Annotated in this window: 21 protein-coding genes and 1 pseudogene; 8 read left to right on the forward strand and 14 right to left on the reverse strand. The window is 70.9% G+C overall.

Annotation, left to right across the window (positions count from 1 at the left end):
* Both ACGFYV_RS02500 and ACGFYV_RS02505 read right to left on the reverse strand, forming a co-directional pair.
* Nucleotides 1-199, reverse strand: a 199-nt coding sequence (locus tag ACGFYV_RS02500; protein ID WP_393876471.1) for a hypothetical protein, incomplete at its 3' end; no start/stop codon positions are given.
* A 51-nt stretch (nt 200-250) separates the two neighbouring features.
* Nucleotides 251-1048 (reverse strand): annotated as a pseudogene (locus ACGFYV_RS02505) (BTAD domain-containing putative transcriptional regulator); the annotation flags it as partial.
* Nucleotides 1049-1352: 304 nt separating this feature from the next.
* Between ACGFYV_RS02505 and ACGFYV_RS02510 the strand changes: the two are divergent.
* The 4 genes from ACGFYV_RS02510 to cydB all read left to right on the forward strand — a co-directional run bounded on the left by ACGFYV_RS02510 (nt 1353) and on the right by cydB (nt 6343).
* Nucleotides 1353-2309, forward strand: coding sequence for a GlxA family transcriptional regulator (locus tag ACGFYV_RS02510; protein WP_393876472.1), 957 nt, complete (start codon nt 1353-1355; stop codon nt 2307-2309).
* 197 nt (nt 2310-2506) lie between these two features.
* Nucleotides 2507-3505, forward strand: coding sequence for a type I glyceraldehyde-3-phosphate dehydrogenase (gene gap / locus ACGFYV_RS02515; RefSeq protein WP_393876473.1), 999 nt, complete (start codon nt 2507-2509; stop codon nt 3503-3505).
* Nucleotides 3506-3771: 266 nt separating this feature from the next.
* Nucleotides 3772-5307, forward strand: a complete 1536-nt coding sequence (locus tag ACGFYV_RS02520; RefSeq protein WP_393876732.1) for a cytochrome ubiquinol oxidase subunit I — start codon at nt 3772-3774, stop codon at nt 5305-5307.
* A gap of 34 nt (nt 5308-5341) precedes the next feature.
* Nucleotides 5342-6343 carry a cytochrome d ubiquinol oxidase subunit II gene (gene cydB / locus ACGFYV_RS02525; RefSeq protein ID WP_393876474.1) on the forward strand — a complete coding sequence of 334 codons (1002 nt, stop codon included), beginning with the start codon at nt 5342-5344 and terminating at the stop codon, nt 6341-6343.
* Between the two features lie 45 nt (nt 6344-6388).
* Here cydB and ACGFYV_RS02530 read toward each other — a convergent pair whose 3' ends face one another.
* The 5 genes from ACGFYV_RS02530 to ACGFYV_RS02550 form a co-directional block, all read right to left on the reverse strand.
* Entirely contained in the window at nt 6389-8713 is a 2325-nt protein-coding gene (locus ACGFYV_RS02530) for an FdhF/YdeP family oxidoreductase (RefSeq protein ID WP_393876475.1), read from the reverse strand.
* Between the two features lie 177 nt (nt 8714-8890).
* Nucleotides 8891-10174, reverse strand: coding sequence for a potassium channel family protein (locus ACGFYV_RS02535; RefSeq protein ID WP_393876476.1), 1284 nt, complete (start codon nt 10172-10174; stop codon nt 8891-8893).
* Nucleotides 10175-10511: 337 nt separating this feature from the next.
* Entirely contained in the window at nt 10512-11468 is a 957-nt protein-coding gene (locus ACGFYV_RS02540) for a cation diffusion facilitator family transporter (RefSeq protein ID WP_393876733.1), read from the reverse strand.
* Between the two features lie 270 nt (nt 11469-11738).
* A complete protein-coding gene (locus ACGFYV_RS02545; protein ID WP_393876477.1) occupies nt 11739-12479 on the reverse strand; it encodes an acetoacetate decarboxylase in 741 nt (246 codons plus the stop codon).
* Nucleotides 12480-12613: 134 nt separating this feature from the next.
* Nucleotides 12614-12691, reverse strand: coding sequence for a 50S ribosomal protein bL37 (locus ACGFYV_RS02550; protein ID WP_373287922.1), 78 nt, complete (start codon nt 12689-12691; stop codon nt 12614-12616).
* A gap of 198 nt (nt 12692-12889) precedes the next feature.
* On the opposite strand from ACGFYV_RS02550, the gene ACGFYV_RS02555 reads away from it, so the two are divergent.
* Nucleotides 12890-13354 carry a GreA/GreB family elongation factor gene (locus tag ACGFYV_RS02555; RefSeq protein WP_393876478.1) on the forward strand — a complete coding sequence of 155 codons (465 nt, stop codon included), beginning with the start codon at nt 12890-12892 and terminating at the stop codon, nt 13352-13354.
* Nucleotides 13355-13456: 102 nt separating this feature from the next.
* On the opposite strand, the gene ACGFYV_RS02560 is transcribed toward ACGFYV_RS02555, so the two are convergent.
* From ACGFYV_RS02560 to ACGFYV_RS02585, 6 genes are all read right to left on the reverse strand, one after another.
* Nucleotides 13457-13741 carry a hypothetical protein gene (locus tag ACGFYV_RS02560; RefSeq protein ID WP_393876479.1) on the reverse strand — a complete coding sequence of 95 codons (285 nt, stop codon included), beginning with the start codon at nt 13739-13741 and terminating at the stop codon, nt 13457-13459.
* A gap of 14 nt (nt 13742-13755) precedes the next feature.
* Nucleotides 13756-16344, reverse strand: coding sequence for an ATP-dependent Clp protease ATP-binding subunit (locus tag ACGFYV_RS02565; RefSeq protein ID WP_393876480.1), 2589 nt, complete (start codon nt 16342-16344; stop codon nt 13756-13758).
* Between the two features lie 184 nt (nt 16345-16528).
* Entirely contained in the window at nt 16529-17356 is an 828-nt protein-coding gene (locus ACGFYV_RS02570) for a family 1 encapsulin nanocompartment shell protein (RefSeq protein WP_393876481.1), read from the reverse strand.
* Between the two features lie 2 nt (nt 17357-17358).
* Entirely contained in the window at nt 17359-18345 is a 987-nt protein-coding gene (locus ACGFYV_RS02575) for a Dyp-type peroxidase (protein ID WP_393876482.1), read from the reverse strand.
* Nucleotides 18346-18500: 155 nt separating this feature from the next.
* Complete coding sequence (fdhD, locus tag ACGFYV_RS02580; RefSeq protein ID WP_393876483.1) at nt 18501-19337, reverse strand: formate dehydrogenase accessory sulfurtransferase FdhD; 837 nt, start codon at nt 19335-19337, stop codon at nt 18501-18503.
* Between the two features lie 137 nt (nt 19338-19474).
* Complete coding sequence (locus tag ACGFYV_RS02585; RefSeq protein ID WP_393876484.1) at nt 19475-21787, reverse strand: FdhF/YdeP family oxidoreductase; 2313 nt, start codon at nt 21785-21787, stop codon at nt 19475-19477.
* A gap of 303 nt (nt 21788-22090) precedes the next feature.
* Between ACGFYV_RS02585 and moaA the strand changes: the two genes are divergently transcribed.
* The 3 genes from moaA to ACGFYV_RS02600 are packed head-to-tail and all read left to right on the forward strand — an operon-like array spanning nt 22091 to nt 24604.
* Complete coding sequence (gene moaA, locus ACGFYV_RS02590; protein WP_393876485.1) at nt 22091-23089, forward strand: GTP 3',8-cyclase MoaA; 999 nt, start codon at nt 22091-22093, stop codon at nt 23087-23089.
* A 58-nt stretch (nt 23090-23147) separates the two neighbouring features.
* A complete protein-coding gene (locus ACGFYV_RS02595; protein ID WP_393876486.1) occupies nt 23148-23357 on the forward strand; it encodes a hypothetical protein in 210 nt (69 codons plus the stop codon).
* The gene (locus ACGFYV_RS02600) at nt 23354-24604 is read left to right on the forward strand and encodes a molybdopterin molybdotransferase MoeA (protein WP_393876487.1); all 1251 of its coding nucleotides are present in this window, start codon (nt 23354-23356) and stop codon (nt 24602-24604) included. The genes ACGFYV_RS02595 and ACGFYV_RS02600 overlap by 4 nt, the downstream gene beginning before the upstream one ends.
* 95 nt (nt 24605-24699) lie before the next feature.
* Here the strand turns inward: ACGFYV_RS02600 and ACGFYV_RS02605 are convergent, their stop codons facing one another.
* Entirely contained in the window at nt 24700-25335 is a 636-nt protein-coding gene (locus ACGFYV_RS02605; RefSeq protein WP_393876488.1) for a DUF1345 domain-containing protein, read from the reverse strand.
* Between the last annotated feature and the right edge of the window lie 44 nt (nt 25336-25379).

Genomic DNA, 25379 nt, shown 5'->3' on the forward strand with positions numbered 1-25379 from the left:
GCGCGGACGCGGGAAGCGCGGACGCGAAGGCCACGGGCGCGGGGAGCGCGGACGCGGGAAGCGCGGACGCGAAGGCCACGGGCGCGGGGAGCGCGGACGCGGGAAGCGCGGAAGCGGGAAGCGCGGACGCGGGAAGCGCGGACGCGAAGGCCACGGGCGCGGGGAGCGCGGACGCGGGAAGCGCGGACGCGAAGGCCACGGGCGCGGGGAGCGCGGCGGTTTGTTACCCGTGCGGCAGGTCCGTCGTCACGGACACCACGGTGGCTCGGCCGGAGGTGGCCGGTGCGGCGGCCCCGCCGTCCGGTACGGGGTCCCCGCGCAGGATCAGCCCGTAGGCGTCGGCGAGTTCGCGGCCGGGGTCGATGCCCAGTTCGTCGACGAGCAGGCGCCGGGTGCGGTGGAACCAGTCCAGCGCCTCCGACTGGCGGCCCGCCTGGTACAGCGCCGTCATCAGCGCGGCCGACAGGGACTCGCGCAGCGGGTGGGCGACGGCCTCGGTGCGCAGGACGGCGGCGGCCCGGTGATGTTCCCCCAACCTGCCGTACGCGCGCGCCAGTTGCTCGACGGCGGACAGCCGGGACTCCTCCAGGGAGTGCGCGGCGGCCTGGAGCGGCGGGCCGGCGAACGCGCCGCCGAGGGCGGGCCCCTTCCACAGGGCGAGGGCGTCCTTGAACATGAGCACGGCGTCGGCGGGATCCCGCTGTTCCCGCGCCAGCGTCAGGAGTTCCTCGAACCTCTGCGCGTCGAGCAGCGTCTCCGGCAGCCGGAGTGCGTACGCGTCGCCCGCGGTGAGGAGTTCCACCCCGTACGCCTCCGCGTCGCCCTCCGCCAGCAGGGCGCGCAGCCGGGACACATGGCCCTGGATGACGCTCCGGGCCTGGCTGGGCGGTGTGTCGTCCCACAGGCAGGCCGTCAGCCGGGTCATCGACACGGGGGTGTTCGCCGACAGCAGCAGCGCGGCGAGCAGGCTGCGGCGTTTCGCGGGGCCGAGCGGCAGCGGTCCACGGCGGGTGTCGACGGAGACGGTGCCGAGCAGCCGGAACTCCAAGGGGGGTCCTTCCAGGCGGGCGCGAGGGGGCGGTGCGGACGGGGGGTGCGCATGGCCGGCACCAGTGACCGGTGCGGGAGAAACAGCAGCATATCGGGGGTGTCGGCGCCGGACCGCAGGGGTTTCGGCCGCTCTCGGGCCGGGTTTCACCCGCGCCCCTCACCCAAGTCCCCCACCCACCTCCCTCACTCATATCCCCCACCCGCCTCCCTCGCCCATGCCCCCACCCACCTCCCTCGCCCACGTCCCTCGCCCACGTCCCTCCCCCACCCCCCCGTGCCCTCTCCGCCGTACCCTTCTCCTCGTGTCAGCCTCTCGTCTCCGTCGTGCCGCCGTCCTCGTCCTCGAAGGTGCGAAACCCCTCGATGTGGGTATTCCGGCGCAGGTGTTCACGACGCGCGCGAGCATGCCGTACGAGGTGCGCGTGTGCGGCGCGCGGACCGGGCTGGTGACCGGCGGGGACGGGTTGTCGTACCACGTCTCGCACGGCCTCGACACGCTGGAGTGGGCCGACATCGTCTTCATTCCGGGGTATCGGTTCCCGGACCGCGAGGACCCGCCGCCCGCCGTGGTGGACGCCCTGGTCGCCGCCCACGCACGCGGCGCGCGGCTCGCCGCCATCTCGACGGGCGCCTTCGCGCTGGCCGCCACCGGGCTGCTCGACGGGCGGCGTGCCACGACGCACTGGCACTACACACGGGCCCTGGCGGCGAAGCATCCGCTGATCCAGGTCGACGAGAACGTGCTGTTCGTGGACGAGGGCAGTGTGCTGACGTCGGCCGGCGCGGCTTCGGGCATCGACCTGTGTCTGCACATCCTGCGCCGTGATCTCGGGGTGGCCGCGTCGAACCACGCGGCCCGGCGGCTGGTCGCGGCGCCGTACCGCAGCGGCGGTCAGGCGCAGTACGTGCCGCGCAGCGTCCCCGAACCGCTCGGCGAGCGGTTCGCCGCCACGCGCGAGTGGGCGCTGCACCGGCTCGGCGGTCCCCTCACCCTGGAGGCGCTCGCCAGGCACGCGGCGGTGTCGCCGCGCACGTTCTCCCGGCGGTTCGCCGAGGACACCGGGTACACGCCGATGCAGTGGGTGATGCGCGCCCGGATCGACCTGGCGCGCGAATTGCTCGAACGGTCCGAGCGCGGCGTCGAGCAGATCGCCGCGGACGTCGGCCTGGGCACCGGCGCGAATCTCCGGCTGCACTTCCAGCGCATCCTGGGCACCACCCCGAGCGAGTACCGGCGCACCTTCACGCAGGGGACGTAAGCCCGGCCGGCCGGACCCGGGGCCCTGCCTGCGGCACCCCGCACCGCATCAGCCCAGGCCACGCCCTCTCTCCCCCCTCTCTGCCCCTCTCTTCCTCCCCCTGGCGCGATCCTTTCGAACCATGGCGCTCACGCCACTGCCCCGAAGGGGACCGGCCCGCGAACCTGGTGGAGAACCGAAGGGACAGGACACCTCTCATGACTCGTATCGCCATCAACGGATTCGGCCGCATCGGACGCAACGTGCTGCGCGCCCTGCTGGAGCGCGACAGCAAGCTGGAGGTCGTGGCCGTCAACGACCTCACGGAGCCGGCGACCCTGGCGCGGCTGCTCGCCTTCGACACGACGGCCGGGCGCCTCGGCCGGCCGGTGAGCGTCGACGGCGACACGCTGGTCGTCGACGGGCACCGCATCAAGGTGCTGGCCGAGCGCGAGCCGGCGCAGCTGCCGTGGGCCGAGCTGGGTGTCGACATCGTCCTGGAGGCGACCGGCCGCTTCACCTCCGCCACGGCCGCCCGCGCCCACCTCACCGCGGGTGCGCGCAAGGTGCTGGTCAGTGCCCCGTCGGACGGTGCGGACGTCACGCTCGCGTACGGCGTCAACACCGGCGCGTACGACCCCGAGGTCCACACGATCGTCTCGAACGCCTCGTGCACGACCAACGCGCTGGCGCCGCTCGCCGCCGTGCTGGACGACCTGGCCGGCATCGAGCACGGTTTCATGACGACGGTGCACGCCTACACGCAGGAGCAGAACCTGCAGGACGGCCCGCACCGTGACCCGCGCCGCGCCCGCGCCGCCGGCGTCAACATCGTGCCGACCACGACGGGCGCCGCGAAGGCGATCGGCCTGGTGCTGCCGAACCTGGACGGCAAGCTGTCGGGCGACTCGATCCGCGTGCCGGTTCCGGTGGGCTCGATCGTCGAACTGAACACCACGGTCGCCCGCGACGTGACCCGCGACGAGGTGCTGGCGGCCTACCGCACCGCCGCGGAGGGGCCCCTCGCCGGTGTCCTCGAGTACTCCGAGGACGCGCTGGTGTCCGCGGACATCGTCGGCAACCCGGCCTCGTCGATCTTCGACTCGGCGCTCACCCGCGTCGACGGCCGCCACGTCAAGGTCGTCGCCTGGTACGACAACGAGTGGGGCTTCTCCAACCGTGTGATCGACACGCTCGACCTCCTCGCCGGGCACTGACCCGGCCGCCGGCGGCACTCCGCGAGCGGAACACCGCCGGTACGACACAGGGGCGGCCCTCAATCGGGGGGCCGCCCCTGTCGTGCGCACGGCCGCGTTCCCCGGAATGATCCACTCGAGTCGACGCGCTCCCGCACCCGGGATACGTTTTCCGGCAATTGCCCTTTCAGCGATTGCCCCTCTGCCAGTTGCGCCCGGGACCGAGTGCCCATGGCGCCTGGGACCGAGTGCTCATGGCGCGCGGGACCGAGCGAGAGAAGGACGCCGTGGAGCTGGCCATCGCTCACGAGACGGTCGCCCGCCGGCAGTTCGGCGTGACGACCGTCTACCACTTCCTCTTCGTCCCGCTCACCATCGGCCTCGGCGGGATCGTCGCGGGTCTGGAGACGGCCTGGGTGCGCACCGGCAAGGAGAAGTACTTCCACGCCACCAAGTTCTGGGGAAAGCTCCTGCTCATCAATATCGCGATGGGTGTCGTCACGGGAATTCTCCAGGAGTTCCAGTTCGGCATGAACTGGTCCAGCTACTCGCGCTTCGTCGGTGACGTCTTCGGCGCCCCCCTGGCGATGGAGGCGCTCGTCGCCTTCTTCTTCGAGTCCGTGTTCATCGGGGTGTGGATCTTCGGCTGGACCAGGATCCCGAAGGCACTGCATCTGGCGACCATCTGGATCGTCACCGTCGGCAGTGCTCTGTCCGCGTACTTCATCCTCGCGGGCAACTCCTTCATGCAGCACCCCGTCGGCTACCGGATCGACCCCCTCACCGGCAGGGCCCGGCTCACGGACGTGTGGCGCGTGCTGTTCCAGAACACCACCCTGGTGCAGGTCTTCCACACCCTGACGGCGGCCTTCATCACCGGCGCCGCGCTGGTGACGGGCATCTCCGCCTACCATCTGTGGCGGGCCGGGGACGGCAGGGAGACCGACCGGCGCCGGATCGCCGCGATGCGCAGTTCGCTGCGGTGCGCCCTGATCGTCGCGGTCGTCGCCGGTGTCCTGACCGCGCTGAGCGGGGACCGGCTCGCCAAGGTCATGTTCGAGCAGCAGCCGATGAAGATGGCCGCCGCCGAGGCGCTCTGGGACACCCAGGCCCCCGCCCCGTTCTCGATCTTCTCCGTCGGCGACGTCAACAGGGGCCGCAACGACGTGGAACTCCAGATCCCCGCGGCACTCTCCTTCCTCGCCAAGGGCGACTTCCACTCCCCCGTGCCCGGCATCAACGACCGGGCCGAGGACGAAGTGCGTGCGTTCGGCGGCAGCCGGGAGAACTACATCCCCAACATCTTCATGACGTACTGGGGTTTCCGGCTCATGATCTTCTTCGGGATGACCAGCTTCGCCATCGGTGCGGCGGGGCTGTGGCTCACCCGGAAGAGGTTCTGGCTGGATCACTCGTTCCGCACGGGTGAGGACGAGCCACCGCATCTGATGATCACGAACAAGACGGCCATGAACAGGTTCTTCACCCGGTGGAGCTGGCGCCTCGCCGCCCTCACCCTGGCGTTCCCGCTGCTGGGGAACAGTTTCGGCTGGCTCTTCACCGAGATGGGCCGTCAGCCCTGGGTGGTGTTCCGGCTGATGAGGACGGCGGACGCCGTCTCCCCCGAGGTGGGTGTGACCGAGCAGGTCCTCTCGCTGGTCGCGCTCAGCGTGCTCTACGCGGTTCTCGCCGTGGTCGAAGGGGGGCTCATGGTCAAGTACGCCCGGCCGGGCCCCGACGTCGAGGAACGGCCGCCGGCCAAGGACCCCACGCTGCGGCCCTCCGAGGAGGACGCCGACAAGCCCCTCACCTTTGCCTACTGACCCCTCACCTTCGCCTACCGAGGACGGGCCCGCCATGCACCTGCACGACCTCTGGTTCGTCCTCGTCGCCCTGCCGTGGACCGGCTACTTCTTCCTGGAGGGCTTCGACTTCGGCATCGGTGTCCTCACCCGGGTGCTGGCCCGCGACGACGTCGGACGGCGGGTCCTCATCAACACGATCGCCCCGGTCTGGGACGGCAACGAGGTCTGGGTGATCACGGCCGCGGGCGCCACCTTCGCGGCCTTCCCCGACTGGTACGCCACCTTGTTCAGCGGCTTCTACGTCCCGCTGCTGATCATCGTGCTCTGTCTGATCGCCCGGGGCGTCTCCTTCGAGTACCGGGCCAAGCGGCCGGGGCGCCGCTGGCGGCGGGGCTGGGAGCTGATCACCTTCTGGACCTCGGTGATCATCCCGTTCCTGTGGGGCGTGGTCTTCGCCAACATGGTCCGGGGCATCGCGATCGACCGGCACAAGTCGTACATCGGGACGGCCGGTGACCTGTTCAACGGGTACGCGATCCTCGGCGGCGTCACCCTGCTGGTGCTGTTCACCTGCCACGGCGCGATCTTCGCCACGCTGAGGACGGACGGAGAGATCCGTGAACGGGCCCGGCTGCTGGTGCCCGTGGTGGGGGCGGCGGCACTCCTGCTGGTCCTGGCCTTCCTGCTGTGGACGCAGGCCGAGTCCGGCAACGGCAGGAGCCTGGGCGTGATGATCGTGTCGTTCGCGGCGCTCGCCGTGGCGCTGCTGTGCAATCAACTGGGCCGTGAGGGCTGGGCGTTCGTGTTCTCCGCGCTGACGGTCGTGGCGGCGTTCGCGATGCTGTTCCTGACGCTGTACCCCGAGGTCATGCCCTCGACGCTCAACCCGCGCTGGTCGCTGACGGTCGCCAACTCCGCGTCCGGGCCGTACACGTTGAAGGTGATGAGCGTCGTCGCGGCCGTCTTCGCCCCGCTCGTCGTGCTCTACCAGGCCTGGACGTACTGGGTGTTCAGCCGGCGCATCTCCGTGCGCCACATCCCGACGGGCCGCTGACGGGCCGCTGACAGCCCCGCTGACGGCCCGCGCGGGAAGGGCCTCTCACGCGGCGGGCGTGATGGTCACCTTGACGTGCTTCATGATCGGCTGGTCGCTCTGGGTGCTGTAGTCGCACAGCGCGACCAGCACGTTCATCTCCGGCATGTACCCGGCGGCGCAGCCGCGCGGCATGTCGTACGGGACGGCGAGGTAGCCCTCCAGGGAGCGGTGTGTGCCGTCCTTGGCCGTGCTCACGATGTCGACCGGGTCGAACTCGGAGATCGCGCGTTCGCGCATGTCGTCCTCGTTCATGAAGACGAGCGTGCGCAGGTTCCTGATGCCCCGGTAGCGGTCGTTGTCGGAGTAGATCGTGGTGTTCCACTGGTCGTGCGAGCGCATGGTGCCGAGGGCCAGCATGCCCGGTTCGGGTACGACGTCGGGCAGCGGGGCGCTGGAGAACTCCGCGCGCCCGGACGGGGTGCGGAAGACCAGTTCGCGGGCGGGCTGCTTGATCCGGAAGCCCAGGGGCAGCCGCACCCGGCGGTTGAAGTCCTCGAAGCCGTCGAGGACGTGCGCCATGGTGTCGCGGATGCGGTCGTAGTCCTCGATGTACCACTCCCACGGGGTCCCGCTGGTGGGCAGCGCCGCGCGCGCCATGCCGGCGACGATGGCGGGCTCCGACAGCAGGTGGCGCGAGGCGGGCTGCTTCATGCCGACCGACAGGTGCACCATGCTCATCGAGTCCTCGACCGAGGTGGACTGGACGCCGGCTCGCTGGTGGTCCTTCTCGGTGCGGCCGAGACACGGCAGGATGAGCGCCCGCTTGCCGTGCACGAGGTGGCTGCGGTTCAACTTGGTGCTCACCTGGACGGTGAGGTCGCACGTGCGGATCGCCTCGTAGCTGAACGCGGAGTCCGGGACGGCCAGGGCGAAGTTGCCGCCCATGCCGACGAACACCTTCACGTCGCCGCGGTTCATCGCCCGCAGGGTGCCGACGGTGTCGAGGCCGTGCTCGCGCGGTGCGTCGATCTTGCAGACGTCGTCGAGGCGGTTCAGGAACTCCTCGCTCGGGCGGTGGTCGATGCCGCACGTGCGGTTGCCCTGCACGTTGCTGTGCCCGCGCACGGGGGACGGCCCCGCTCCCTCGCGTCCCAGGTTCCCGCGCAGCAGGAGCAGGTTGACGATCTCCCGGACGGTGTCGACCCCGTGCTCGTGCTGGGTGACGCCGAGGCACCAGCTGACGATGCTGCGGTCGGCGTCGGTGTACACCCGGGCCGCCTTGAGGATGTCGGAGCGGCTGAGCCCGCACTGCCGCTCCAGCTCGTCCCACGACGTGGCCTCGCACAGCTCCCGGTACTCCGCGAAGCCCTCGGTGTAGCGGTCGACGAACTCCTGGTCGACGGCCCTGGGGTCGGCCTTCGCCTGTTCCAGGACGGCCTTGGCCATGCCGCGGATCAGCGCCATGTCTCCGCCGACGCGCACCTGGAGGTTCATGGTGCTGGTCCGCGTCGAGTGGAAGGTGGCCATGTCCAGGAAGTCGTGCGGGATGATCGTCCGCGTGGCGCCCGCCTCGACGAACGGGTTGATGTGCACGACCTGGGCGCCCCGGTGGCAGGCCTCGGCCAGCGAGGTGAGCATCCGGGGGGCGTTGGAGGCGACGTTGACACCGAGGATGAACAGGGCGTCCGTGGCCTCCCAGTCCTTGAGGTCGACCGTGCCCTTGCCGGTGCCCAGCGCCGCCTGCAGGGCGCGGCCGCTCGCCTCGTGGCACATGTTGGAGCAGTCGGGCAGGTTGTTGGTGCCCAGCTCACGGGCCATCAGCTGGTAGAGGAACGTCGCCTCGTTGCCGAGCCGGCCGGAGGTGTAGAACGCGGCCTGGTTCGGGTGGTCGAGGCCGCGCAGGGTCCGCCCCACCAGCTCGAACGCGTCGTGCCAGGAGATCGGGACGTAGTGGTCCGTGTCCGGGTCGTACACCATCGGCTCGGTCAGCCGGCCCTGGTCCTCCAGCTGGAAGTCGCTCCACTCGGACATCTCGCTCACCGTGTGGCGGGCGAAGAGTTCACGGCCGGCCCGCTTGTGGGTCATCTCCCAGGTGACGTGCTTGATGCCGTTCTCGCAGATGTCGAGCTTCAGGCCCTTGGTGTCGTCGGGCCACGCGCACCCGGGGCAGTCGAAACCGCCGTTCTCGTGGTTCATCTTCATGATGGCGCGGGGCCCGTCCAGCAGGGCGCCCTCGCGCATCAGGAACTTGGTCACGCTCTTGGCCGCGCCCCAGCCCGCGGCGGGGTGGTGGTACGGCTGGAAGTGCGGCTCGCCGCCCGGCGTGGGACCGACCTGGGCCTCGGGCCCCTCCTGCGCCCCCGCCCGCTGCTCGTCCAAGGTGCTCAAGGGACTCACCCTTCCGCCGTCCGGGGCGTGCGTCCATATCGGCATATGGAACTCGCCGCCAGCCTATTGCGGTGGATCGGCGCCCGCCATGCGACCGACGGGACGAACGACGGGAGGCATCGCCACTTGGAGGGCAGGGCGGCAGGGGGACAGGGAGGGCCCCGAGGTCCCGGGGGCTCATCCCCGCCGGGCGTGCTCCGCCTGGGGTGCGGACTGCGCCGAGGGCAGGGACCCTCCCGTGTGCGGGCACCGCTCGCGGGAGGTGAGGGGCCAGGGCACGAAGGTCTCCTCGTCCGTCTGCACACAGATGCCGTGCCGGTGTGCCACGACAGCGGTGACGGGCTCCCCCCGCAGCCGGGCCAGCACATAGACGGCGGCGAGGCTGGTGACGTCCCTGATGGTGCCCATGGGCAGCAGGGACCTGGTCTCCGCGATGGCCTCGTGCTCGCCGGCCCGGATGACGACCCGGGTGCCGGGTGCCACACCGTGGGCGGCGATGGCGACCGCGATGTTGTCGAGATCGTCCGAGCCGACGGCTGCCAGGGCCCGCGCGTGGGTGAGGCGCAGCCGTTCGAGAACGGCCCGGTCGCCACCGTGGCCGGTCATCACGGGGATGCCCAGGGAGCGGGCGAGCCGTGCGGTCGAGGTGTGCGGGTCCCTCTCCACGCCGACGACGGGGACACCGAGACGGCGCAGCTCGACGCAGAGCCGCATGCCGACCTGCCCCATGCCGACGACGATGACGTGTCCGGAGCGGGGCAGTGTGCGCGGTCCGATGAGCCCGATCAGCTTGGGACCGAGCATGCGCTCGATGACACCGGCGGTGAACAGGGCGCTGAACACGAGGGTGGCGAGCATCGCGGCGCCGGACATGATCTGGTAGCCGCTCGCGTCCTCGGCCGCCGTCGCGGGGCCGACCGTGGCGACGACGCGGGCGGCGTCGAAGAACGCCTCCGCCGGAGCATGGCCGTGGCCGACGAGCCAGGACCAGTCACCGACCAGCACGGCGAGGATGCCGAACAGTCCGATCAGCAGCAGGCGGGCGCCCGCGTCGTGCGGCCGCAACTGGCCGGCCACGTGCTTCAGCCGGCGCCGCAGCCTCGGCCGGTGCTGCTGCCACTCCTGCGCGTACGGCGTGTCGCGCCCTGCGCGGACGGCCCGGATCTGCCGTCCGTTTCGCTGCACGGCGAGGTTCAGCGGGTCGAGACAGGGGCCGGCCAGCGCGGGGGCCGCGAGATCCGCCGGTGACGTGACGTCGCACTGGGGCAGCAGTCGCTTGAGCTCGTCGGCGACGGTGCGGTCGAAGACCGTGGCGACGATGGGCACGTACGGGAAGAGATGGGCCACGGCCAGCGCGTAGCGCAGGGCGGCGACGTCGTCGTGCAGGAGGATCGCGACGCCGTCGGAGCCGTCGCGCAGGGCGGCTCGCAGCTCGCCGTCGGTCGGTTCGACCAGGTGCACGACCGTGTCGTGACGTTCCCGCAGCGTTGCACAGACGCGACGGGCGAGGTTGGTCTCACCGATGACGACGAAGGATCGGGGGCCCGGGGGCATGGGGCGTATAGGGGTCACGGTACTGGGGAGTCCCTTCAGTCGTGAGGGCGCGATCTCAGGGGCTAACTTCGCTCGAATGAGCGACCCACCGATCATACGAGACTATGAAGGAAATGTGGACCACGTCATGGGTCCGGAAAGGAGCAGTTCCGGTGAGGTTCGGTCCGGTAAGGCGCAGTCCGGGAGGGCGCGGTCCGGGAGGGCGCCTCCCCGAACCGGTGGGCCTCGTCGCCGGGAAGCGGCGTCAGTCGCCGTGGCGGGGCGGCGTGGGGTCCAGATAGACACGCCGGACGGCCGGGATCAGGGCGCGGAGGCGGGCCTCCGCCTCTTCGGAGGCCCATTCGATCTCGTCGGAGGTGGAGACGCCGCGGAAGTCGACCTTCGCGGCGATCAGGATCTCCCCCGGCCCCTGCACCAGCGTCGTCAGCTCCAGCACGCTCTCGATCTGCTGGACGGACATCAACTCTCGGCGTACGGCGTCCCGCAGCGGCGCCGGCAGGGCGCGGCCGACGAGGAGCTCGGCGTTGGCGCGCCCGAGGACGGCCGCGACGAGGACCAGCAGCAGTCCGATCAGGATCGAGGCGATGCCGTCCCACACACCGGATCCGGTGAGCTGCCCGCCCAGCAGGCCGAGCGCGGCGAGCACCAGACCGGCGAGGGCCGCCGAGTCCTCCAGGACGACCGCCTTCACCGCGGTGTCGGGCGTGTGCCGCAGGTACCGCAGGATGGGCACGCGGAAGTACCGCGCCCTCCCCGTGACCTGTTTGAGCCCGGTCCGCAGGGAGAGCCCTTCGAGCACGAAGGACACGGCGAGCACGACGTACGCGACGAGGGGGTTGCCGGGTTTCTCGCCCGCGGTCAGGGCGTGGATGCCGTCGTACAGGGCGAAGACGCCGCCGCCCACGAAGGTGGCGACGGAGGCGAGCAGTGCCCAGATGTACCGCTCGGGTCCGTATCCGAGCGGGTGGTCCTCGTCGGCGGGCTTGTTGCTGCGTGTGAGGGCCAGCAGCAGGAGCACCTCGGTGATGGTGTCGGCGACCGAGTGCCCGGCCTCGGCCAGCATGGCGCTGGAACCGCTGAGGACACCGGCCACGGCCTTGGCCAGGGCGACACCGAAGTTGGCGGCGGCGGCCACGAGCACGGTGGCGACCGACTCGCCCGCTCCGGGGCCACCCCGGGAGCCGACCCGGGCGTCGCGCAGGGGAGCCGTGGGGGTGTCGGGCACCGGAGCCGTGGGGGCGTCGAGCACGGGGGCCGCGGGGGCGTCGCGCACGGGAGGCGTGGAGGCGTCGCGCACGGGAGGCGTGGAGGCGTCGCGCACGGGAGGCGTGGAGGCGTCGCGCACGGGAGGCGTGGAGGCGTCGGCCGTCTGCGCCGGCTCTCGTTCATCCTGTGCACTCATGCCCGGACAGCAGCCCCCTTCACCTGTGGGAGGACCGTACCTGATCTCGCGCGCGCTCCGGTGCCGTTCTCAGCAAGCGGACAGGTAGTCGTGGACGACCTTCGCACGGCCGAGGGTGAGATCGGTGAGCAGGTGGCTCGCGGAGACGATCTCCAGGACGGGCAGGTCGGCGAGCGGGGCGAGCGCGTGCTGGAACAACTGGAGGCGGGCCGGGCCCGTCCAGGCCCCCTTGACCCTCACGTCGGTGATCCGGCTGCGGACCAGTTCGCAGATGCGGGCGGTGCCGTCGTAGCCGGGCAGCTTCTTCAACATGAAGGAGGGGGTGGTCAGTTCCTTCAGCGCGGCCTCCTCGTCGACCGGGGCGTGCTTGTACCCCATGGTCGCCGTGGCGACGCGGAGGGTGCCGTAGTCGAGGGTGCCGATCAAAGTGTCGGAGTCGACGTACAGACGCGGTGTGCCGAGCTTCTTCGGGAAGGCGCCGATCTCACGACCGCTGGCGATGGCCGGAAGACTGTCGACGTACATGCCGAGGTTGTACTCGCCGTGCTCGCCGTCGAGTTCGACGGCGGCCAGGTGGCCGGACTCCGTGTAGTCGCCGAGGCCCGTGACGTCGGGCATGCGCATCACCTCGAACCTGACCAGGGGTTCCACCACCCGCAGCGGCTCCGGCACGATCCGGGTCAGTGCCCCGGGATCGGTCCGGTAGGTGATGTTGAGGTACTCCCGGTCGGTGAAGCGGTACTGGCCCTCCGGGTAGGCGGGGGCCGCGAGGGGTGTCGTCCACCGCTTGACCACGTCTTCCGCGCGCATCCTCGGTCCTCCGTCGGGACTCGGTCGGGACTCCGTCGGGACTCGGTCGGGACTCCGTCGGGACTCGGTCGGGCGCCGGCGACGCTCACGCCGGCGCCGAGACCCATCGGGTTCACATCGGGTTCACATCGGGTTCAGGACTGGGGCCGCTTGCCGTGGTTCGCGGCGTGCTTGCGGCGGGACTTCTTCTTCCGACGGCGCTTCGACGACACGGGAAACCTCCTGTGGGCGTGGTCGGGGACGGCACGAGGTGGAGCACCTCACACTCGGTGGATCACTTCACACGATGCCCGTAATGTCCATCGTCGGCCACCGCTCGTCCGTCGTGGCAGGCTCCGACTGGCACGCCGCACAAACCGGCAATTATCGTTTTCCCGTCAAGATATTCCGCCTGGAACACAGGAGCAGGAATGACTGGTGACCCCGAGCCCATCAGCGCGGACGCCCGTCACGCGCTCGAACAGGAGCTTGCCGACCTGCGCAAGGAACGCGGACTCGTCGCCGCGTCCCTGCGGGACAAGGACAGCGACGAGGTGGGCGACCGCGCCGACGAGGCCGACGAGTTGCAACGCGCCGACCAGCTCCAACACCTGGACAGGCGCATCGAGCAGATCACCGTGCGGCTGCGCCAGGCGGACCTGGCGGGTCCGGCCCGCACCGACGAGGTCGGCGTGGGCAGCACGGTGACCGTCCGGTTCCCGGACGGTTCGACCGACACCCTCCATGTCAGCGAGCTGCCCGACGCCCTGGACGAGCAGCTGGTCACGGCCGACAGTCCGCTCGGCAGCGCACTGCTCGGCCACCGCCCCGGCGACACCGTCCGCTACCACACTCCGGAAGGACAGACATCGGCGGTCGTGATGTCGATCGGCTGACAGGTCGATCACCGTACGACTGACACGTCGACCGCACGACGAAGAGGGCCCGACCCCTTCGGGCCGGCCCTCTTCGTCGTGCGGAGTTCGAGTAGCGCCGGCTCAGTCCTTGTAGCGGCTCGGCGGGTAGGGGTCCCGCCGCTTGCGGGAGACCTTGCCGGTCTCCATCTCGCCGCGGCCGACCTCGCGGTCGATCTCGGCCTGTTCCTCCTCGTACTGCGTCTCGGGACTCGGCTGCTCCCTGACGGGCAGCCCCGCGTCCCGGCGGTCCTCGGTCGCGCGCTCCTGGAGCCGTGCCTCGTCGGGCCGGCGCGGCATGCCCCGCCCGTGTCCGGCGTCCGGGTCGCCCTCGACCGCCTTGTTGGACTTGTGATGGTGGTGCCCCATGGATCCTCCCAGCCCTACGACTTGCCCTTCTTCGACGCCTTCTTCTTCGCCGCCGTGTCGCCGGCCGGCTTCTCCGCGGCGGCGGCGTCGGAGGCTTCGGCCTTCTTCCCGGCCTCCGGATCGCCCTTGCGCACGATGCAGTGCAGCGAGTCGTCCTTGATGTCGGCGACGATCGTGTCCCCGGGCTCGGCGTCACCGCTGAGCAGCAGTTCGGCGATCCGGTTGTCGAGTTCCGCCTGGATCGTGCGGCGCAGCGGGCGGGCGCCGAACTCCGGCTGGTGACCGTGCGCGATCAGCAGCTTCTTGGCGGCCTCCGTGACCTCCAGCGTCATGCCCTGCGCGTGCACCCGCCGCTTGCTCTGGTCCAGCAGGTGGTCCACGATCTGTGACAGATCGTCCTCGGACAGGCCGTGGAAGATGATGATGTCGTCGATGCGGTTGAGGAACTCGGGCAGGAACCGGCGGCGCAGCTCGCCCATCAACTGGTCCTTCAGCTCGGACACATCGCCCTTGTGGTCCAGGATCAGATGCGCGCCGATGTTGGACGTCATGATGATGACGCAGTGCCGGAAGTCGACGGTGCGGCCCTGGGCGTCGGTCAGCCGGCCGTCGTCCAGGATCTGCAGCAGTGTGTTGAAGACGTCGGGGTGCGCCTTCTCCACCTCGTCGAACAGCACCACGCTGTACGGCTGGCGGCGCACCTTCTCGGTGAGCTGGCCGGCCTCCTCGTAGCCGACGTATCCGGGAGGCGCGCCCACGAGGCGGGCGACCGTGTGCTTCTCCTGGAACTCGCTCATGTCGAAGCGGATCATGCGGTCCTCGTCGCCGAACAGCAACGCGGCCAGCGTCTTGGCGAGTTCGGTCTTGCCGACGCCCGTCGGGCCGAGGAACAGGAAGGAGCCGACGGGCCGGTTCGGGTCACCCATGCCGGCGCGGTTGCGGCGCACCGCCTGGGCCACCGCGGTGACCGCCTCGTCCTGGCCGACGATCCTCGCGTGCATCTCCTCCTCCAGCTTGAGGAGGCGCTCCTTCTCGCTCGCGGTGAGCTGGGAGACCGGGATGCCGGTGCGGCGCGAGACGATGTCGGCGATGTCGTTCGCGGTGACGCTGACGACTCCCTCGCGGCGCTCCTCGATCCCGGCGAGTTCGCCCTCGGCCTCGGCGATGTCCCGCTTGAGGGTCGAGGCCTTCTCGAAGTCCTCCGCCGCGACCGCCTGGTCCAGCTCGCGGCGCAGTTTGGCGATACGGTCCTCGCGGCTGACGACCTCGGTGGAGCGCCCGGCGCTGCGCAGCCGCACGCGGGCACCGGCCTGGTCCATCAGGTCGATCGCCTTGTCGGGCAGGAAGCGGTCGGTGATGTAGCGGTCGGACAGTCCCGCCGCGGCTTCCAGGGCGGCGTCGTCGAAGCGGACCTGGTGGTGCGCCTCGTACGCGTCGCGGAGGCCTTCGAGGATCAGTACGGTCTCCTCGACGCTCGGCTCCGGCACCATCACGGGCTGGAAGCGGCGTTCCAGGGCGGCGTCCTTCTCCACGTACTTGCGGTACTCGTCGATGGTCGTCGCGCCCACGACGTGCAGCTCACCGCGGGCGAGTGCGGGCTTGAGGATGTTGCCCGCGTCCATGGAGCCCTCGCCGGTGGCGCCCGCGCCGACGACGGTGTGCAGTTCGTCGATGAACAGGATGATGTCGCCGCTCGCGGCCTGGACGTCCTCGATGACCTTCTTCAGCCGCTCCTCGAACTGGCCCCGGTACTGCGCCCCGGCCACCAGGCCCGGCATGTCGAGGGCCACGACCCGCTTGTCCTTCAGCGTGTGGGGCACCTCGCCCGCCACGATCCGCTGGGCCAGGCCCTCCACGATCGCGGTCTTGCCGACGCCGGGCTCTCCGATGAGGACGGGGTTGTTCTTGGAGCGCCGCGAGAGGATCTCCACGGTCTGCTCGATCTCCTCCGCGCGCCCGACCACCGGGTCGAGCTTTCCGGCCTTGGCCTCTTCCGTGAGGTCGCGCCCGTACTCGTCCAGCGTCGTGGCCGGCTGCTTCTTCCGTTCGGCGGCGGGGCCTTCCGCGCGGGCCGCCTGCTCCGTGAGACCGGCGAGCCTCTTCCCGTCGATGCCCTCCGCCGTCATCAGCCGTCCCGCGCCGGAGTCGCTGTCGTCCAGGAGCGCGGTGAGAATGTGTTCGGGGCCGATGTAGGAGACGCCGGACGCCTGCGAGTGGGCGAACGCGGAGGCGAGCGTGCGCTTGGCCGCCGGGGTGAGGCCCGGCTCGGCCGACGGCTGCCCGGCCTCGCGGGGCAGCACCTGGGCGATCTCCGTGGCCAGGTTGTCGGGATCGACGCCCACCTGGGCGAGGAGCTTGCGCGAGGGGTCGACCTGCGTCGCGGCCCACAGCAGGTGCTCCGTGTCCAGGTCGGTCGTTCCGTCCTCGACCGCCTTCCGCGCCGCCAGATTCAGCAGTTCCTGCGACGACTCCGTCAGCAGCCGTCCGATGGGTACGCGCTGCACCGCGGGTGGGGAGGTGGCCGGGGACATGCCGAAGAATCGATTCAACAGTTCGCTGAACGGGTCGGACGAACCGAACGGTGAACCGAACGACATCGACATGGCAGCTCCTGGTACACGACGGATCAGGTTCTCACTGAACCGCGATGTCCAGGGCCCCGCAACCGGAGCGCAGACGGCTCACCGCATGAGGTAGGGGCCTGATTCGAGGCCTGTGTCGAGCCCTGTTTCGAGGCCTTTCCAGGGGGTGTTCCAAGGGATGTTTCGCGCGTTGTTCCGAGGGGTCTCATCCGCTTGTCGACGGGCTCAGTGCCACCACGGCCTCGTCGGTGTACACGAGGAACGTGAGGGTCTGGCGGAAGTACAGCTCGATGTCGGTGGCGTCGTGCGACGCGTAGCCGATCGCGAGGTCCTGGCCGAGCCTCAGCTCGAAGTCCCCGCCGCGCGTGGAGACGAGGAACCCGCCGTCGATCGCGGGAGCCCAGACCAGCTTGCCGTCGAGGATGCGTCCGAGGTGCGCGGCGATGGGACAGCCGTGGTCGGAGGTCTCGTTGACGGCCGTGTACGCGTCGGCGCCCAGCAGCAGCGAGTAGGGGCCGGCGACTCCTGCCAGGCGCAGGGTGGTCAGCGCGTGGCTGACGGCGTCCGGGTACTCGCGCGGGTCCGCGGGCAGGCCGATCACCGGGTTGGACGTGCGGTTGCGCAGTCCGTCGATGCCCGCCGCCGGGTAGCCGTCGAAGACGGCCCGGTCCTCGGCGAACGCCATGGTGCGCGCCGCGTCCTTCACCGACTGCCAGTCGCAGTCCTTCGCGCCGCGTTCCACGGCGTCGACGGCGCTGCGGCTCACCGTGAACGGCACGCGCAGCTCGACCAGGTGCTGTGCCCCGCGCAGCCGTGCCGAGACGCCGTCCGCGGGTGGCTCGATACCCTCCAGATGCCCGGTTCCCACCGCGGCCAGCTCGGGCCCGTCGGGGCCGGAGACGTCGACGACCCTGCGGCCCGCGAGGTGACGGCGGAAGGTGCGTCCGGCCTCCTCCTCGATCTCGCGCCACGCCTCGGGCGTGATCGGGGCGAGTTCGCGGTGCAGGTTCGTCACGACACCGCAGGCGGTCATGCTCAGGCTCCCTTCAGGCTGCCGATGCCGAGCGACCCGTCGGCCCGTGCCACGCCCGCGTCCGGGGCCGGGGGCAGGTCGTCAAGGAAGGTGGCGGTCGGCACATGGAACAGACAACCGGTGACCGCCGTCGAGAAGTTGAGGATCTGGTCGTGCTGACCGGGTTCCCTGCCGAGGAACATGTTCCGCAGCATCTGTTCGGTCACCTCAGGCGTGCGCGCGTAGCCGATGAAGAAGGTGCCGAACTCGCCCTTGCCGAGGGCCCCGAACGGCATGTTCTCGCGCACGATCTTGTGCTCGGTGCCGTCCTCGTCGGTGATGGTGTTGAGGGCGACGTGCGAGTCGGCGGGCTTCACGTCGTCCGGGTACTCGATGTTGTCCAGCTTCGACCGCCCGATCACCATCTCCTGCTGCTGCGGCGGCAGGGCGTTCCAGGCGTCCATGTCGTGCAGGTACTTCTGGATGATCACGTAGCTGCCGCCCCGGAAGTCCGGGTCCTCGTCGCCGACGTACACGGAGTCGGCCGCGATCCGCCCTTCCGGGTTCTCGCTGCCGTCGACGAATCCGAGCAGGTCGCGGTCGTCGAAGAACTTGAAGCCGTGCACCTCGTCGACCACGGTGACCGCTCCCTTGAGCCGCTGCATGAAGAGCCGGCCCAGTTCGAAGCAGAGGTCCGTGCGCTGGCCCCGCACATGGAAGAGGAGGTCGCCAGGGGTGCCGGGTGCCCGGTGGCGCTCGCCGGCCAAGTCCACGAAGGGATGCAGGTGTTGGGGGCGGGGGCCGCTGAAGAGCCGGTCCCAGGCGGTGGATCCGATGCCGACGACACAGCTGAGCTGGGCGTCGGGGACCCGGAATCCGACGGAGCGCTTGAGGGTCGCCACGTCCTCCAGCAGGCCGCGCACGGTTTCCTCACCGCCGGGTGAGATGGTGACCACGAGGAACAGTGCGGCCCGGGGCGGCGGAACGATCACGGGCTGGGTTTCCATCACGGTGTCCTCCCTCCTCATCGGCTGCGCGCAGGACGAACATAATCGCTGCCGACCGAGTCCGCTCGGTCACGCGAACGGCGCGGGCCGTTCGCGTCACCTCGGCCGAAAGTGTTCGCGTCGCCTCGGCCGGACGAAGGCGGCCGACGCCGGCGCGATCAGCCGACGGGCTGCCGCTCCAGCCGCTCGGCGCCCGCGTAGACGTTCATGGAGTCGCCGCGCAGGAAGCCGACGAGGGTCAGTCCGCTCTCCTCGGCCAGGTCCACGGCCAGCGAGGACGGGGCGGAGACGGCGGCGAGCATCGGGATGCCGGCCATGACCGCCTTCTGCACCAGCTCGAAGGATGCGCGACCGCTGACCATCAGCACGGTGCCGCGCAGGGGCAGCATGCCCTCGCGCAGGGCGTGTCCGACGACCTTGTCCACGGCGTTGTGCCGGCCCACGTCCTCCCGCAGGCACAGCAGCTCGCCGTCGGCCGAGAACAGTCCGGCCGCGTGCAGGCCGCCGGTGCTGTCGAACACCTTCTGGGCGGCCCGCAGCTTGTCGGGCAGGGACGCCAGCAGCCGCGGGCCCACGCTCAGCCGGTCCTCGGCCACGGTCCAGGCAGCGGTGGTGCGTACGGCGTCCAGGCTGGCCTTGCCGCACAGGCCGCACGAGGACGTCGTGTAGAAGTTGCGCTCCAGCGAGGCGTCGGGGGCCTCGACCCCCGGGCCCAGCACGACGTCGACCACGTTGTAGGTGTTGCCGCCGTCGGCCGTGGCGCCGGCGCAGTAGCGGATTCCGGCCACGTCGGTGGCGCGGTGGACCACGCCCTCGCTGACCAGGAAGCCGGCGGCGAGGTCGAAGTCGTCGCCGGGGGTGCGCATGGTCACGGTGAGCGGGCGCCCGCCGACCCGGATCTCCATCGGCTCCTCGGCGGCCAGGGTGTCCGGGCGGTGGGAGACGACGCCGTCCCGGATGCGGAGAACCCGTCGCCGCGCGGTCACTCGTCCCATGCTCCTGTTCCTCTCCTTCGGCCCCTTCGGCTCTCCGGTTCGGCTCCTTCGGCCTCCGGCAAGCGGCAACGCTGCGAGGAGTCCACTCTAGGTGCCCCTCCCCGCTGCGGGTCCGCTCAGTCCTCCCGCGGGTCCGCTCAGTCCTCCTGGACGGCGCCCGCCGTGACCCGCGCAGGCTCCAGCCGGATCACCACGCTCTTGGAAGTGGGGCAGTTGCTGATGTCGGCGACGCTGTCCAGCGGGACCAGGACGTTGGTCTCCGGGTAGTAGGCGGCCGCGGAGCCGGGGCTCGCGGGGTAGGCGACGATCTTGAAGTTCTCGGCCCGGCGCTCCCTGTCGTCGTGCCAGACACTGACCAGGTCGACCATGTCGCCGTCCGCGAACCCGAGGAGTTCCAGGTCGGCGGGGTTGATCATCACGACCCGGCGGGCGTTGTGGATGCCCCGGTAGCGGTCGTTGGGGGCGTACCAGACGGTGTTCCACTGGTCGTGCGAGCGCAGCGTCTGCAGCAGCAGGTGCCCCTTGGGCACGTGCGGCATCGTGAACTCGTTCTCCGTGAAGACGGCCTTGCCGCTGGGGGTGCGGAAGACGCCCTGGTTCGCCGGGTTGGGCAGGTTGAAGCCGCCGGGCGCGGACACCCGGGCGTTGAAGTCCTCGAAGCCCGGGACGACGCGCGAGATCCGGTCGCGGACGGTGCCGTAGTCGTCCTCGAAGGTCTTCCACGGGATGCCGTACCTGTCGCCGAGGGTGGCGGCGGCCATCCGGCTGACGATGGCGACCTCGCTGAGCAGGTGCGGGGAGGCCGGGGGCAGCTTGCCCCAGGAGGCGTGCACGTCGCTCATCGAGTCCTCGACGGTGATGAACTGCTCGCCGCCCGCCTGGACGTCCTTGTCGCTGCGGCCCAGCGTGGGCAGGATCAGGGCGGTGTCGCCGCACACCGTGTGGGACCGGTTGAGCTTGGTGGACACGTGCGCCGTCAGGCCGCAGTTGCGCATCGCCTGCTCGGTGACCTCGCTGTCGGGGGTGGCCCGGACGAAGTTGCCGGCGACGCCGAGGAAGAACCTGGCGCGGCCCTCGTACATGGCGCGGATGCCGTTGACGGCGTCCAGGCCGTGGTGGCTGGGCGGGGTGAAGCCGAACTCCTTGCCGAGCGCGTCCAGGAACGTCTGCGGGCTGCGCTCCCACACGCCCATCGTGCGGTCGCCCTGGACGTTGCTGTGGCCGCGCACCGGGCAGGCGCCCGCGCCGGGCTTGCCGATGTTGCCGCGCAGCATCAGGAAGTTGATGACCTCGCGGATGGAGGGGACGCCGTGCTTGTGCTGGGTGAGGCCCATCGCCCAGCAGACGATGATCGAGTCGGCCTTCAGGACGCGCTGGAAGACCTCGTCGATCTCCTCGCGGGACAGCCCGGTCGCGTCGAGGATGTGCTCCCAGGAGGCCTTGCGGGCGTGCTCGGCGAAGGCCTCGAAGCCGGTGGTGTTCTTCTCGATGAAGGCGTGGTCGACCACCGTGCCCGGCGCCGCGTCCTCGGCCTGGAGCAGGAGCAGGTTGAGGGCCTGGAAGAGGGCGAGGTCGCCGCCGGCCCGGATGTGCAGGAACTGGTCGGCTATCTGCGTGCCCTTGCCGATGACACCGCGCGGGCGCTGCGGGTGCTTGAAGCGCAGCAGGCCGGCCTCGGGCAGGGTGTTGACGGCGACGATGTGGCCGCCGTTGCGCTTGGTCTCCTCCAGCGAGGAGAGCATGCGCGGGTGGTTGGTGCCCGGGTTCTGTCCGACGACGAAGACCAGGTCGGAGTGTTCCAGGTCGTGCAGCGAGACGGTGCCCTTGCCGACGCCCAGCGTCTCGGTCATCGCGGACCCGCTGGACTCGTGGCACATGTTGGAGCAGTCGGGCAGGTTGTTGGTGCCGTAGGCGCGGGCGAAGAGCTGGAGCAGGAAGGCGGCCTCGTTGTTGAGCCGCCCGGACACGTAGAAGAGGGCCTCGTCGGGGGAGGCGAGCTGCTTCAGTTCCCTGGCGAGCAGGGCGAACGCGTCGTCCCAGTCGATCGGCTCGTAGTGGGTCGCGCCCGGCCACTTGACCATGGGTTCGGTCAGCCGACCCTGCTGGTTGAGCCAGTAGTCGGACTTGGCGCCCAGCTCGGCGATCGAGTGCTCGCGGAAGAGCTCGCGGGTGACGCGGCGCGAGGTGGCCTCGTCGTTGATGTGCTTGGCGCCGTTCTCGCAGTACTCGTTCATGTGCCGCTTGCCCGGCGCGTGCTCGGGCCAGGCGCAGCCGGGGCAGTCGATGCCCTTGTCCTGGTTGATGTTGAGCAGGGTCAGCATGGTGCGCCGGGGGGACGTCTGGCTCAGCGAGTACTGCAGCGCGTGGGTCACGGCGGGGACACCCGTCGCCCAGGTCTTGGGGGGCGTGACCGACAGGTCGTCGACCGGGTCCTCGATGCTGCTGCCCATGGTGTCCTCTGCCTCTTCACCCGATTTCCGAATACCGCCGCGGGGCATCTTCTGTCATCCCGTCACCAAAAGTCAAAGAGTCCATTTCGATGACGTGATAGAAGCTGTTTATCTCGCCCGTCTCACGTGCCTTGTGTGGGCTCTCACCAGGCATGACGAGCCAAGGATAATCTTCGGCTATTGCGCCATCGACCGCCCCTCTTTGACTTCCCGGGGAAATTGGCCGACGCTGGCCGACGGGCCGTAAATCAGCATTCACCGCCACGGGAAAACCGGACGGCAGAGGAAGAAGAGGGCAGGACCGTGCCGCGACCGCACCCGCTGGTGGACCGCTTCGGCCGGATCCACACGGACCTGCGCCTGTCCCTGACCGACCGCTGCAATCTGCGCTGTTCCTACTGCATGCCGGCCGAGGGCCTCGCCTGGCTGCCCAGGGACGAGGTGCTCACCGACGACGAGATCGTGCGCCTGGTCGCCGTCGCCACCGAGCGCCTGGGCATCACCGAGGTCAGGCTGACCGGCGGTGAACCGCTGGTGCGCCGCGGCCTGCCCGCTCTCGTCGCCCGCCTCGCCGGCCTGCCCCGCGCGCCGGAACTCTCCCTCACCACCAACGGCATCGGCCTGGCCCGCTGCGCGTCCGCTCTGCGGGAGGCCGGGCTGAGCCGGGTCAACGTCAGCCTGGACACGCTGCGCCCGGACCGCTTCGCCGCCCTGACCCGGCGCGACCGGCTCCCCGATGTGCTGGCCGGTCTGCGCGCCGCCCGGGACGCGGGGCTGGCCCCGGTCAAGGTCAACGCGGTCCCGGTGCGGGGTGTCAACGACGACGAGATCGCCGCGCTGACCGCCTTCGCCGTCGAGAACGGCTACCGCATGCGGTTCATCGAGTCGATGCCGCTGGACGCGCAGGGCGCCTGGGAGCGGGACCGGATGGTCACGGCCGAGGAGATCCTGGACCGTCTCGGCGAGCGCTTCACGCTCGTACCGGTCGGGCGGGAGGACAACGCCCCCGCCGAGGAGTGGCGGATCGCCGGCACGGACGCCGTGGTCGGTGTCATCGCGAGCGTCACCCGCCCGTTCTGCGGCAGCTGCGACCGGGTACGGCTCACTGCGGACGGTCAGCTGCGCAACTGCCTCTTCGCCACCGAGGAGTCGGACCTGCGGGCCCTGCTCCGCGGCGGCGCCAACGACGCCGTACTGGAGGCGGCCTGGCGCGCCTCCATCGGGGGCAAGGGCCCCGGCCACGCCATCGACAGCGCGGGCTTCCGCCGCCCGGACCGGCCCATGTCGGCCATCGGCGGCTGACGCGCGGACACAGGCCCCTTCGACACGAACGCGAGGACCACGAGGTGAGGACGACAAGGTGAGGACCACAGGGTGCGGACGGCAGGGTGAGGACGACAAGGTGAGCCGGACGCACGACCGGACCGCCGCGGCCGGGGACGACCCGGGCATCGATCCCGACGCGGACGTGGCCGGTCTGCTCGGCACGACCACGGTGGTCGCCCACGACGTGGTGACCCGGCCCGCGCGCTGGGCGAGCGAGCACGAGGGTGGTACGACGGCCTCATGACCGCGGCACCGATGAACACCACCGGGGACACCGCCACCCGGCAGGCCCCCGGCGCCCCGCGCACCTGGGAACAGGCCCGGTCGGCCGCGCGTGCCGCCGCCGCGCACCCCCTGCCCGCGGTCCCCCGCACCCTGGCCGACGCGCTCGGGCACGCCCTGGCCGGACCACTGGCCGCGCTGACCGACCTGCCGCCCTTCCCCACCTCCGCCATGGACGGCTGGGCCGTGTCGGGCCCCGGACCCTGGCTGCTCGGCGAACGCGGCGTACTGGCCGGTGAGACCCCGGGGCCCCTCACCGCGGGCACCGCCGTCCCCATCGCCACCGGCGCCCCGCTGCCGCCGGGCGCGACCGCCGTACTGCGCCGGGAACACGGACAGGCGGACCCGCTGCGGGACCTCCTGTACGACCGCTCCCCCGGCCCGGAACCGACGCCCGAGGGCCGTGACGTCCGGCCGCGCGGCCAGGAGTGCCGCAGCGGTGAGCCCCTGCTCCCCGCCCGCACCACCGTGACCCCGGCCGTCCTCGGCCTGGCCGCCGCGACCGGGTACGACCGGCTGACCGTGCACCGCCGGCCCAGCGTCGAACTCCTCGTCCTCGGCGACGAGTTGCTCGCCTCCGGCGTCCCGCGCGGCGGATGCGTCCGGGACGCGCTGGGCCCGCTGCTGCCGCCCTGGCTGGACGACTGCGGCGCCGAACTGACCGGTCACCACCGCATCCCCGACGACCTCGACCCCCTGCGGGAGGCGCTGCGCCGCTCCCCCGCCGACGTCGTGATCACCACGGGCAGCACCGCCGCCGGACCGGTGGACTTCCTGCACGACGCCCTCACCATGCTGGGCGCGCGGCTCCTCGTCGACTCCGTCGCCGTACGGCCCGGCCACCCGATGCTGCTCGCCGAGCTGCCGGCCACCGCCGACGGCCGCGCCCGCCATCTCGTCGGCCTGCCCGGCAACCCGCTCGCCGCCGCGGCCGGCATGGTCACCCTGGCCGTCCCGCTGCTGCGCGCCCTCGGCGGCCACACCGTCCCCGGGCCCCGCCTCGTGACCACCACGACCGCCCTGCCGGGACACCCGCGGGACACCCGGCTGCTCCCCGTGCACACGGCCGGGGACGCGGCGACCCCACTCCCCTTCGGCGGTCCCGCGATGCTGCGCGGGCTGGCCCTCGCCGACGCCCTCGCCGTGGTTCCCCCCGGCGGCACGGCGCCCGGCGCGACCGTGGAGACAGTGAGGCTCCCCGGCCGGTGACGCCCGGCTCCCGCACGGAGTCCCACCGGGCCCGCGGCCTCGTCGGCTCTCAACCGACGCTCAGCCTGGCACTCAGCCGGCGCTCAGCCTGGCACTCAGCCAGTGATCAGCCCGGCGACCAGGTTGATGGTCGTGGCCAGGATGCCGGTGCCGAACACGTAGGACAGCAGGGTGTGCCGCAGCACGATGGCACGGATCAGCGGACTCGACACCGAGGTGTCGGAGACCTGGTAGGTCATGCCGAGGTTGTAGCTGAAGTAGAAGAAGTCCCGGTACGCGGGCGGGATCCGGGAGTTGAAGTCGATACCGCCGGCGGCCCGGCCGTAGTACAGGTTCGCGTAGCGGCTGGCGTACATCATGTGCAGGGACGCCCACGCCATGAACACACCGCCGAGCGCGGTCGCCGCGGCGGCGTGATTGGTGTCGGAGCCCTTCACGAGGAGCAGGAGCACGATCCCGAACAGCCCGCACAGCGTGACGGTCGCGACCACCACTTCCTCGGCGACCGGCGGGAAGTCCTCGCGCCGCGCGTAGCGGTGGGTCGCCGCCGCGTCCAGCGGCCACAGCACGATCCATCCCGACGTCACGAAGGCGAATCCCCCCGAGGCGATCCCGGCGAGCACGCCCATCGGAGCGTGGGTCGCCACGCCGACGAACGCTCCGACGATCGCGCCCACGATGAACGAGAGGCCGAGCCGAGGAACCGCGGACAGCGGCATCCACTTCCTCATGCGGCACCACGCTAGTGCCCCCTGCCCTGATCGGCCCGACGAGC

The sequence above is a fragment of the Streptomyces sp. NPDC048297 genome, from assembly GCF_043201585.1.
Taxonomy (GTDB): domain Bacteria; phylum Actinomycetota; class Actinomycetes; order Streptomycetales; family Streptomycetaceae; genus Streptomyces.

Bases quoted from the DNA above. Each gene is read 5' to 3' on its own strand.
- gap (WP_393876473.1), top strand. From the start codon at position 2,507: ATGACTCGTATCGCCATCAACGGATTCGGCCGCATCGGACGCAACGTG.
- cydB (WP_393876474.1), top strand. From the start codon at position 5,342: ATGCACCTGCACGACCTCTGGTTCGTCCTCGTCGCCCTGCCGTGGACC.
- ACGFYV_RS02545 (WP_393876477.1), bottom strand. From the start codon at position 12,479: ATGCGCGCGGAAGACGTGGTCAAGCGGTGGACGACACCCCTCGCGGCC.
- ACGFYV_RS02555 (WP_393876478.1), top strand. From the start codon at position 12,890: ATGACTGGTGACCCCGAGCCCATCAGCGCGGACGCCCGTCACGCGCTC.
- ACGFYV_RS02560 (WP_393876479.1), bottom strand. From the start codon at position 13,741: ATGGGGCACCACCATCACAAGTCCAACAAGGCGGTCGAGGGCGACCCG.
- ACGFYV_RS02565 (WP_393876480.1), bottom strand. From the start codon at position 16,344: ATGTCGATGTCGTTCGGTTCACCGTTCGGTTCGTCCGACCCGTTCAGC.
- ACGFYV_RS02570 (WP_393876481.1), bottom strand. From the start codon at position 17,356: ATGACCGCCTGCGGTGTCGTGACGAACCTGCACCGCGAACTCGCCCCG.
- fdhD (WP_393876483.1), bottom strand. From the start codon at position 19,337: ATGGGACGAGTGACCGCGCGGCGACGGGTTCTCCGCATCCGGGACGGC.
- ACGFYV_RS02585 (WP_393876484.1), bottom strand. From the start codon at position 21,787: ATGGGCAGCAGCATCGAGGACCCGGTCGACGACCTGTCGGTCACGCCC.
- ACGFYV_RS02600 (WP_393876487.1), top strand. From the start codon at position 23,354: ATGACCGCGGCACCGATGAACACCACCGGGGACACCGCCACCCGGCAG.
- ACGFYV_RS02605 (WP_393876488.1), bottom strand. From the start codon at position 25,335: ATGAGGAAGTGGATGCCGCTGTCCGCGGTTCCTCGGCTCGGCCTCTCG.